We start from the raw sequence: 9,177 nt of genomic DNA on the forward strand, positions 1-9,177 counted from the left end.
TCAGAACTCGACAATCCCGCGGGCCCCACACCGACAATTGATCGGTTGCCCTGGTGGAAGTCCCTGCTCTGCGCCGGTCGCCTCTCCCCACTTGTATGTTTTCCCATCAAGCTTCCTGTGCAACGCCCTCACCCGCTCATCATGTGAGGTTACCCACACGTAGCTGGTCACACCCGCCTGCTGCTGCCGGAACTTGTTCAGGTCCGAGTTGAACTTGCTGGTCTGGTCTCTCGCGATCAGCTTTGCCCGCCGATCGGTGATACCAAACTGCTCTTGCAGGGCCTTGCGAAGCGTGGTCACCGAGTTGCCGGCGACACTATTGGCATAGACCGTCTGCTCGACCCGCTTGACGACATCAGCGGACAAGCTTTCGATCAGCGACGCGTTTCGAGCCACGGCGAGCTGTAGATAGCCGCCCAGATCCTCCTGCGTCACGACCGCCTGCAGGTTGATGCCCAGCGCCCGCTTTGCCGTCGCCATGAAGGTTTCGGTGTGGCGCTCCGCTTCCAGATCGAGGATGCGGTTGACCGTGGTCGAGGCGATGCGCTGCAGCTGGTTGGCCAGCGCTTGCAGTCCAGCGAACCAAGACCTGTCGGCGTCGGCCGTGTACGCGCGAGCAGCGCGTTTCTGCTCCTGCTCCGACTGGTAGAGCGGGATGATGCTCTCCCGCGTCATGGCTGCGATCTGGATCAGCATCGACCTGAGCGCCGCGTAGTACTGCTTCTCTGCCGACAGCCTGACATCGACCGCCGGCAGCTCTACCTTCGAGCCCTTTGGCTTGTCAGCCAGCTTGGCGAGCGAATATCGCAGCATCACTCCTCGGAGACCTTCGATTTCCAGTCGTCGTCGACTTCCTCGAACAGCTCCGGTCCCAGCACGATCTCACCCCGGTAGGGATCGACCTTGGACAGGTCCATGCCTTCGGGGATCTTCCACGTGATCGTGATGTGCGGCTGATACTCTGGATAGTCCGTATCCGCGCCCATCCGCTTGATGTCTTCATGACGCCAGGTGAGACGAGAGCTTGCGAACTGAAGCACCACGGCCTCGCCGAACCGCTCCATGAGGCGCGGGCCACCAGCGAGGATCTTGATCGTGTTGCCGCTGTCGGCCCACTCGATGTCGTTGCCAACCTTGATCCAGTCGAGCGGCGACCGGGTGTGGATGATGGTGACGTGCAGATCTTCCTGAACGGTATCGAAGCCCTGAGATTTCGCCCAGCGCTTGATATCGTCGGCATTGACCACGTCGCGGTGGATGCAGAGCGTGCGAGGCAGGGCATCCGTGGCAAGCAGCTTTGCCTGCTTCTGTTCCTCTGGGTCCACCTTGTCGGGATCGTCGACACCGAGATCGAACTCGCCCGCAGCGTCGGTTTCCGCCACAGCCTGATCGAGACCAGGGTAGAAGCTCAATTCCACAAGCTGGTTTGTTACGACCGTCCGAAGCTCGACCGGCGTGAAAATGCCAGTGTCGGTCAACGTCTTCGCGGTCTCGGCGTTCATCTTGCCGATCTCAGCCTGCTCCTTCTCGGTCATCTGCTTGAGCGGAGCCCACTCGTAGAAGACCTCAGGCGGGCGGCTGCCGAGCGCAGAGCGGATCAGGCATTCATCGAAGCGGTAGAGCGCCGGCGTGATCTCAAGTGTCTGAATGGAGCTTACCCGGTCGTAATAGCTATTCATGTCGGATTCACCGGTCGACGACATGCCGGCCGGCGACTGACCGAGCAGGCGCGTTACCGGGATATCCGCTGCGCCGGCTGCCATCTGAAGGAACGACTGCATGATCTCCGGCAGTGTAGCGAAGGACACCTGCTTGCGCTCGTATTCCTCGTCCTTGTCGAGGATGAGTGCCCGGTTGATCCCCTTGGCCAATGCGGCAAGCTGGAACCGATCCAGCAAGCGCGCCTGATAGGTCGGGTCGGATAGGCTCGCCATGAAATCCGGAATTCGGAAGACATCGACGTTTGCCTCAAACACCAGACTGGCAATATTGGCCGCCGTAGCGTCGGCATTCTTCATCGCCGAGTACACCGCCTCGATGATGCTATCGCCCCAGCCGTGATTGAGGCCCATAGAAAGCAGCTGGTCACCGTGCGGTGAGCCGATGAACACGACCATCCGTGAGGGATGGATACGGACCATCGATTGCGTGCCGGTAGCCTCGTAATAGGCGGGCTTGCCGTAGAACTCCGAAAGCACGTCTTGCTCGATCGGGCCTGCGGTCACATCGCGACGGGTGAGCACCGTGAGATACTTGATCCCGGCCTTGCCGATGCGTTCGGCCGGCAGCGGCTGCATCAGGTCGGTCTCGCCGGTACCAATGAACAGCGCAGCGCCACCCCAGAGGCGGGCCTTGACCTTCGCCTCGAGCAGTTTCTGCCAGAAACCGAGACGGTTCTGCTCGGCCTCGACGGCTTCGATCTGGTCCTGCTCAGCCTGCCAGTCCCTGCCCTTGCGAACAGCGTCCATGGCGGGGATGTCGACGATTTTCCGACCGAGCCAGTTGCACTTGTAGATGGCCGCCAGCTGATAGTCGTCGATGTACTGGATGCCATAGGTAGCCGTCGACATCTTGTCGCGCATGGGATCGCCAAGGCCCGCAACGACAGACCGAAGGCTGTCATTGGCCCTAAGCTGGATCACATCACCCATTGCGCTTCTCTCTTCTGATGTTCGGCGGGTTCTTCACGGTGTCGCGGACGATCGAGGGGATGGCTTTCACCACTCCCTTGATCCCTGCTCTCTTCTTGGCGTCGGCAATCATCTGCCGGCGCTTTTCGCAAGGTCCACAGGCCATGAGGTCACCCCAGGTTCGAAAGCGTGTAGGTGCTTCCAGTAATGTTCACGTTGTCGGCGGCGATCACCGCGTCGGCCAGATTGTGCGACTTGACGCCCAAATCCTTCTTGAGCTTTGCTTTCGGCACGACGCGCTTCTTGCCCTCGCTCTCGACCCACCAGGGCACACAAAGCTCGGTGAACAGCGCATCGAGCTTCTTGGCCCCTATGACCGAAGAGAACGAGAGAATGTCCTCAGGTTTGATAGACTGGCCCCTTGTGACCGCATTGAAGGTGAGCATCGCCCTGCGAGCCGTATTCGCCCACGCCTGAGCCTTTAGGTTGAGGTACTCGTCCTTGTTCAGCGGACTGTTCTTATTCTGTGGGTCGCTTGGCTTATCTGCATCCATCACGGCGCCGCCGGCATGGAAGGCGTAATGCTTCACCTTAGTGGCGCCTTGCCCGTTCTGCTCATCGATGTAGCCGCCGACGAAGGCGCCGACGCCGATCGTGTCGTAAGAGACCGTCGCCCCGGCATTCTTAGCCTTTGCCCATACTCGCTTAGCGTTCTGAACCAGCTCATCCTTGCCCGATGACCAGTCTTCTGCATGGGTGAAAACACCTTCGATCTTGTCAGCCGTGGCGCTTTTGTCCTCGCCGTCGTCGGCGGGGTCGAAGCCGATAATATTCCGGCCGGTCAGACTGACCTTCAACACCTTGTGGGCGTCCACGCAGGCGTCGAGCCAACGGCGCTTGAAGATCGAAAGCTCGCTGTCTCCGAGCGGCACGCCACCATAGACGTGCTCGAACATCTCCGGGTCGCGTTCATGCATGGCCGCGATGTCGCGCAGCGCCTTTTGCGAGAGGAACGGGTTCTCTGAGTAGTTGATACGCCGAACGATGCAGTGCGGCGGCACGTTGACCACGAAGTTCTGCCACACATAGTCGGTGACGAACTTCGGATTGAAGAGCAGGATCGCAAGGCTGTCTTCCTTGCGGATGGTCGGCCCGATGACCGTCCACTGGTCCTGGGTAAGCTTTTCCGCCTCTTCGACCCACAGGATGTCGACGTCCGACGTCCCCTTGATATCCTCAAGGTTTCGCTCGATGCCGTAAAAAATGAACTCCGATCCGGAGGCTATGTGGATGATCGTCGTCTTCTGGACGTCGAAGGCATCCTGCAAGCCTAGATGATTGATGGCCCACTTCAGTTCGGTATAGACCGATTCCTGAATGCGGTTCTGAAAGCGCCGGATGCAGAGCACGCGCATCTTGACCGGCACATGGTCGACCAGGCGGACGAGCTGGCAGGCCGTGTCTCTCGTCTTAGAGCTGGACCGGCCGCCGTGAAGCACCGCGATGTCAGCCTCGCCGAGGAATACCTTCTCCCAGAAGTCGAACAGCGCCGGGTTGGTAAGCGCTCCGGCGTTCAGTCCTTCGTCTCTTGCCGCAGCACCTCTCGCCATGTCCGTGTCTCTGTCTGGATCGGTGCGCCGTCCTTGCCGGTGTGCTCATGCCGCTCGACGAACATGCCCAAGTGCTTGCCGATATCGACCAGGGCGCCTTTCTTGTCATGGAGCTTGAGCTTTATGCCGCCCGTGCTGTTCTGGCTGATCTCCGCGATTGCGCCGGCCGTGTCGTCATCGATCTCGTCTGAGGAAATCAACGTGACATTGTTGGTGACCACGTTCTTGATCACGAGGACGTCGCCCCCATCGGGATTATCCTCCTCGGTCACAAGCGTGCCTTGCCACTTGATGGCCTTTCGGATGTCCGCAAAACCAATCTTCGCCAGCTCGGCAAGAACCCGCTCTTTCGTGATGGCGAGCTTGCATATGGCCTTCTCGGTGGCCTTCCGCTCCACCGTTTGCTCCCACTCCAGAAGCTCGGTGACGCGTTGTCTGATGTTGTCTTTCTGCTGTAGTCGCGATGCATTTCCACGGTCAGGCTTGAAGCCTGCGTCCGCATATGCGTCATCTGCTGTCTTGCCTTTGGCGAGCGCCTGCGCGAACTTTTCGTGTCGAGCATTGCGGAGAACGGACATGGCGCTAAGGGCGATCGGGATAGATGAACTTGACGGATTCCAGTTGGATGGTTCCAACCAGCTTTATTGGCGAGGCCAAACGGTCGTTCTGGAACAAAGGCTGAGGCTTGAAGGATATCAAATCGTCCTCGCTACGATTGGTGCGGTCGGCGCTCTTCTTGCGGGTATTCACCCATTTTTGGTCAGCTTTGGCACCCTTTAACGAGTACGCCAGATCCCCCAGATTGCTGGACCTTTGATAGCGTGGCCTTGCATTCTGTGGTGTCCCGTGCATTCATTCTCCAGAACAACGGGAGGATGAAATGAGTTGGGCGAACTACAACTGCCCCGTGTGCAATGAGGTGGCCAAAGAGGCACTGCCTCGACTAGGTGATTTTGTCGAAATAGTTTGCGAAACAAATTGCGGACGATACCGCATTACCGGCACTGCTATGGGAACAATCAGATACCAAGAGCCTAAGGTGCGGCGTGCACTTCTCGAAAGTGCCAAGGCCGTAGCCTCCGCTGATGATCGCGAGGTACCGATCATCACGTCATATTTATGAGCGGTCATTGCTGACGGGTTTTGCGCCTGGAACCTTTGTTTGTCGCGCGCCTTTTCACTACAGGCGCAACAACCTCGGGAGGTTCGAATGAACGAGGATATGATCGAACGACTGAACGCCGTCAGTCGGCAGCTTCGCTGGCGTTCGCTTGAATTGGCCAATCAGGACGATGACCGCGATCTTTCTCTGTTTATGCAAGGCCTTGCCATCACTATGGAGGCAGTCAGCGAGCTCGGCGCTAAAGTGAACCGACTTGACGGTTTGCAGGGGCTGGGTAGAGCGGGCGATTAGCCCGGCTCTCCATTTCAAAAACTGCCGATCACGAGACCTTGTCGAAGATGAGCGAGTAGACGCCGCCGATCTCGAACTGTTCGATGGCGGCCGGGTTGGTCACGGTCATCGAAAGCTCCCCTTGGGGCGTCCACTTCGACCAATCACCGTTGCCTTCCGGCACACCCTTGAGATAACCGCCGAACGCAGCGGCCAGCCTGATCTCGACGTTCACGTCGCCGGGCTGGCTCGTGGCGCGGTGGTTGATCTCTTTCACGTAGAACATTGCCTGTACGCTCATGCGTCTTCTCCTTGGTTGGACCGGATACCGCCGGACGCGGATCTGATGTTGATTTTTCCACCCTCACAGGAGGAAGCAAAAATGAACATCGGCAACCGGGCGCTTGGCCCGGCTCGCCAATTCAGGGCAGGCAAGACCAAGCAGCCGCGTCTGCATTACGAAGATTTGGAGCCGAAGAAGGTTCTTCAGAAATTGAGCCGCACGCCAACGACATTGGCATTGGAGCCGCCGTGCATGTCGCCGAGCGTCCCCCAGGCTCCGGACCGGTGGTGAACCCGCCAGAAGAAATCGACGTCGGGCATAGTATCGAAGGAAAGGTCCAATTCGGGGCCGAGATAGAACAGCGTTCTGGCGTTCCCGTTGCTTTCCAGCTCGTTCTGGCGCTCCCGACCCTCCTGGGTATGGGTGACATAGCTGAGGCCAAACGTTAAGGCTGGCGAGATACGGGCAACGTCGCCAATCTCGAAACCGTCATAGCGACCGACGACGCCGCCCCAGAATTCCGCATTCGGATGCCCGCCGAATCTTCCGGCAAGCCCCGCTTCCAGTCCGAACTTGAAGGAGCCAATCCTTCCTGGGAAGTACTGGTAGCCGAGGCCGGCGATCGGGAGGTCGGCGTATGTGACGCCGAAAGGATTGGCTGCCTGGAGCATGTTGGCATCGACCATCGCGCCGCCGAAGGCGAATACCGACTGATCGACGTCGCGGGTCTGTGCCTCCGCGTCGGTTGTTCCCAAGAGCGGCATCATGGCAGCGCCAAGCAACAGAGCAAGCGGGATCGCAGTTGAAGCCTTCATATGGGATCTATTCCTGGACCTCATGTCTTCTCCGTCGCGCGCGTGCATCCACCTTGCGGAAGTCCACATTAGGTAGCATAGACCACCAAAAAAGCATTAACCAGTGACCCCGTCTCGGCAAGATTCGGTTGGTGGGCAAAGAAAAACTCGCCGACCTGCGAAGGTGGCGGGGATGTTAGGCGTTGGTTCGGCAAACGTCGAAGTGTTACGGACCGACACCAATTTTGAGGAGACACCCCACCACGGCGCGTTATGGTCACTGCCAACGGGAGAAGACACGATGAGCAAGGAAGCAAGAAACGGGATAGCAGCCAGAGATTGGCAAGGCACGGTGAGGATGCACGCGCTACCCCTTGCCATCGCTGTGGTTTCTCTTGGTTGCCAATTCTTTCTGTAAATCGCGGAGCGGTTCGAGGTGCCCTAGTCGGACAAGGCGAGGCTCTCAGAAGGTCGTTGCCGGCGACCGCGGGCGGTATTGCATCTACCTCGGTCCTAAAAGCTGCATGAGCCGCCGCCCTTTGCCTGGAAGCCGTCCGCGCAGCCGATGTTCAAAGGCTCGTTCATCGAGCGGGCCCCCGGCCCTCCGGGGCTACATGACGAAATGATAGCGGCGAGCAAGAGGAAAGCGAAGGCTGCGACTGGTTTGTGCACGCGGATCATGGGACTTCTCCAAATTGAGATCCGAAAGAGCCCGAGCGGCGAAACCTTACGACTCCAAGTAAATCGGTATTGGTTCCATGGCCGGGCCTGCTGAAACAGCTAAGCGGCGTAAGCATCTCTGTCCCGATAGGCAATGTTATCCAGGCGAGGCGCAAAATGGTCTAGGGACAGGCAAGGACATCATGAACTTGTACTCGCCCTTTGGAAAGAGGAGAGGAAGGAATACCACGCCCCGGCGACTGAGGATGGGTCCGGAGATCAACCGGGCAGAGCCTCGAACCTATGCTGCCTGAACCTTGGCCTCTTCCTCTCGGCGCTTGGCCTCCCGCTGCCGGCGAGTTACTCGACCTGGGAAGCCATTGAAAACTAGTGTTTAGTGGCCTGAATAATTATCGTTCCCATGGAGACCTTCGGCGCATCCATGCTGATGTTTGCTGCATTTTTTGAGAGCCAATCCTTTGCAAGGCGCACACTCTCTTCAATGCCGGCCTTGTCCCGGCACACGGTCATCGATAAGCCGCCGTCGCTTTCACTACTGCGTGCTAGAGTGTAGCTTTCAAAGCCCGTGACTGCACGCATAAGCTTTTCAACGTCTGCCTTATGCATCTCCAGCAATGAGAACAGCTCTTTCGAGCCCTTACCTGAGTAAGTTCTTACGACGACGTCCATAATGGATTTCCTATTCAGGAATGCGTTCATCATCTGAACGCACATGGTGGAGAGCATCAATCCAAACCAACGGCTCCGGTCCTGCTGACCACTATCCCTGATATGGGGCGCCTTCGACCGAATGCGAGTTAATTGTGGCATGGCCTCTAAAGCGATCGGAACCGGCAACAAAAAGGCCGGGGCGAAATCGCACCGACCTTCCTCACGTCTCTCAACCAGTGCCAGTTTACATCGGTTTCCTGGGCGTCCCTTCGCTCTCGGTGGCCCTTCGCTACCCTCCCAGCGTGGCCGACGGGCTCAGCGTCGAGTCGCCCTGCCGGCAACCGGGACAATCCCCTCCAATTGGTAGGCCGCAGGGTTCTCGCTGGTCACGAGCCATCCCTTTGGCCATCAGGCACATCCTCGCCAGACCGTATTATTGCAACGGGAGGCGGCCCGATCTCTGGAACGAAAAAAGCCGCCCGGAGGCGGCTGATTGGGTGAGCGTCTTGCGCAAATCACCACTATAGTTTCTCTATACGCATTTCGATTAACCGGAGCAATACCTGTTAAGCGCTTTTTCGTTTTGTTCCACGGTTCGCATAGCCCCAGCTACGGGCCAGTTCGTCGAGCCCATCCTTTAGATAATCTGTAAGCGTGTGTCGCTCCCGCTGGGACTTGGCCAGCTCCTGTATGGCGTATCCCTGTCCCGCGATCTTGCTCATGATGTCATAAGCGCGGACGCCAAGGATTTCCTGCGCCCGCTTCAGTTCCAATCCGGCTTGGATCTGCCGTTCTGTCAGCGGCTCSCGCGAGCCACCTCCATCGACCGGCTCGCGGCTGTAGTCGAAGGAACCCGCCCCGGCGCCGCCCATAGCCTCCCAGAGCCCACGGAACTTGTCGGCCGCCGCTCTCTGGGAATCATCGATCAGCTTACGAGCTGCAAGCGTAGTGATGGCACTTTCTCGGATATTGACCTTGGCTTTGATCTTGACAGGGTTGGCGCCCTCGCCGTCGTGAGCCTTGGAATAGTAGGGATTGTCGACATACACCGACTGCAGTTTCGCCTTGGCCTGCCATCCTTCAATGATCTTCCGCTTCTTCGCCGCTTTCTGTTCCGCCATGTCTATTCCCTCGT

The 9,177-nt window shown here is 58.3% G+C and carries 11 protein-coding genes; 1 reads left to right on the forward strand and 10 read right to left on the reverse strand.

Annotated elements, in window-relative coordinates:
- The 6 genes from ASC97_RS14010 to ASC97_RS33985 are packed head-to-tail and all read right to left on the reverse strand — an operon-like array spanning window position 1 to window position 5,092.
- A complete protein-coding gene (locus ASC97_RS14010; protein WP_057468919.1) occupies window positions 1-813 on the reverse strand; it encodes a phage head morphogenesis protein in 813 nt (270 codons plus the stop codon).
- A complete protein-coding gene (locus ASC97_RS14015) occupies window positions 813-2,651 on the reverse strand; it encodes an anti-CBASS protein Acb1 family protein (RefSeq protein ID WP_057468920.1) in 1,839 nt (612 codons plus the stop codon). Before ASC97_RS14015 ends, ASC97_RS14010 begins: the two co-directional genes overlap by 1 nt.
- Window positions 2,644-2,796: a hypothetical protein gene (locus tag ASC97_RS33980; RefSeq protein ID WP_156390370.1), complete on the reverse strand. Its 153-nt coding sequence runs from the start codon at window positions 2,794-2,796 to the stop codon at window positions 2,644-2,646. Before ASC97_RS33980 ends, ASC97_RS14015 begins: the two co-directional genes overlap by 8 nt.
- A gap of 4 nt (window positions 2,797-2,800) precedes the next feature.
- On the reverse strand, window positions 2,801-4,240 hold the full coding sequence (locus tag ASC97_RS14020; protein ID WP_082529991.1) for a PBSX family phage terminase large subunit: 1,440 nt from the start codon (window positions 4,238-4,240) through the stop codon (window positions 2,801-2,803).
- Window positions 4,204-4,818 (reverse strand): terminase small subunit, encoded by a 615-nt coding sequence (locus ASC97_RS14025; RefSeq protein WP_057468921.1) that lies wholly within the window; start codon window positions 4,816-4,818, stop codon window positions 4,204-4,206. Before ASC97_RS14025 ends, ASC97_RS14020 begins: the two co-directional genes overlap by 37 nt.
- Before the next feature lie 4 nt (window positions 4,819-4,822).
- Window positions 4,823-5,092 carry a hypothetical protein gene (locus ASC97_RS33985; protein ID WP_156390371.1) on the reverse strand — a complete coding sequence of 90 codons (270 nt, stop codon included), beginning with the start codon at window positions 5,090-5,092 and terminating at the stop codon, window positions 4,823-4,825.
- Window positions 5,093-5,450: 358 nt separating this feature from the next.
- Between ASC97_RS33985 and ASC97_RS14035 the strand changes: the two genes are divergently transcribed.
- Window positions 5,451-5,654: a hypothetical protein gene (locus ASC97_RS14035; RefSeq protein WP_057468923.1), complete on the forward strand. Its 204-nt coding sequence runs from the start codon at window positions 5,451-5,453 to the stop codon at window positions 5,652-5,654.
- Window positions 5,655-5,682: 28 nt separating this feature from the next.
- Here the strand turns inward: ASC97_RS14035 and ASC97_RS14040 are convergent, their stop codons facing one another.
- The 4 genes from ASC97_RS14040 to ASC97_RS14055 all read right to left on the reverse strand — a co-directional run bounded on the left by ASC97_RS14040 (window position 5,683) and on the right by ASC97_RS14055 (window position 9,163).
- Window positions 5,683-5,934, reverse strand: a complete 252-nt coding sequence (locus tag ASC97_RS14040) for a hypothetical protein (protein ID WP_057468924.1) — start codon at window positions 5,932-5,934, stop codon at window positions 5,683-5,685.
- Window positions 5,935-6,119: 185 nt separating this feature from the next.
- Window positions 6,120-6,731: a hypothetical protein gene (locus tag ASC97_RS14045; RefSeq protein ID WP_057468925.1), complete on the reverse strand. Its 612-nt coding sequence runs from the start codon at window positions 6,729-6,731 to the stop codon at window positions 6,120-6,122.
- 1,026 nt (window positions 6,732-7,757) lie between these two features.
- Window positions 7,758-8,060 (reverse strand): hypothetical protein, encoded by a 303-nt coding sequence (locus ASC97_RS14050; protein ID WP_057469364.1) that lies wholly within the window; start codon window positions 8,058-8,060, stop codon window positions 7,758-7,760.
- Between the two features lie 548 nt (window positions 8,061-8,608).
- Window positions 8,609-9,163 carry a hypothetical protein gene (locus tag ASC97_RS14055; RefSeq protein WP_057468926.1) on the reverse strand — a complete coding sequence of 185 codons (555 nt, stop codon included), beginning with the start codon at window positions 9,161-9,163 and terminating at the stop codon, window positions 8,609-8,611.
- Window positions 9,164-9,177: the final 14 nt, after the last annotated feature.

Source organism: Rhizobium sp. Root1203 (genome assembly GCF_001424945.1).
Lineage (GTDB): Bacteria > Pseudomonadota > Alphaproteobacteria > Rhizobiales > Rhizobiaceae > Rhizobium.

What these genes read in the sequence shown, in the direction of transcription:
- ASC97_RS14020 (WP_082529991.1), bottom strand. Translation starts at nt 4,240, where the DNA reads ATGGCGAGAGGTGCTGCGGCAAGAGACGAAGGACTGAACGCCGGAGCG.
- ASC97_RS14015 (WP_057468920.1), bottom strand. Translation starts at nt 2,651, where the DNA reads ATGGGTGATGTGATCCAGCTTAGGGCCAATGACAGCCTTCGGTCTGTC.
- ASC97_RS14045 (WP_057468925.1), bottom strand. Translation starts at nt 6,731, where the DNA reads ATGAAGGCTTCAACTGCGATCCCGCTTGCTCTGTTGCTTGGCGCTGCC.
- ASC97_RS33985 (WP_156390371.1), bottom strand. Translation starts at nt 5,092, where the DNA reads ATGCACGGGACACCACAGAATGCAAGGCCACGCTATCAAAGGTCCAGC.
- ASC97_RS14040 (WP_057468924.1), bottom strand. Translation starts at nt 5,934, where the DNA reads ATGAGCGTACAGGCAATGTTCTACGTGAAAGAGATCAACCACCGCGCC.
- ASC97_RS14035 (WP_057468923.1), top strand. Translation starts at nt 5,451, where the DNA reads ATGAACGAGGATATGATCGAACGACTGAACGCCGTCAGTCGGCAGCTT.
- ASC97_RS14050 (WP_057469364.1), bottom strand. Translation starts at nt 8,060, where the DNA reads ATGGACGTCGTCGTAAGAACTTACTCAGGTAAGGGCTCGAAAGAGCTG.
- ASC97_RS14010 (WP_057468919.1), bottom strand. Translation starts at nt 813, where the DNA reads ATGCTGCGATATTCGCTCGCCAAGCTGGCTGACAAGCCAAAGGGCTCG.
- ASC97_RS33980 (WP_156390370.1), bottom strand. Translation starts at nt 2,796, where the DNA reads ATGGCCTGTGGACCTTGCGAAAAGCGCCGGCAGATGATTGCCGACGCC.
- ASC97_RS14025 (WP_057468921.1), bottom strand. Translation starts at nt 4,818, where the DNA reads ATGTCCGTTCTCCGCAATGCTCGACACGAAAAGTTCGCGCAGGCGCTC.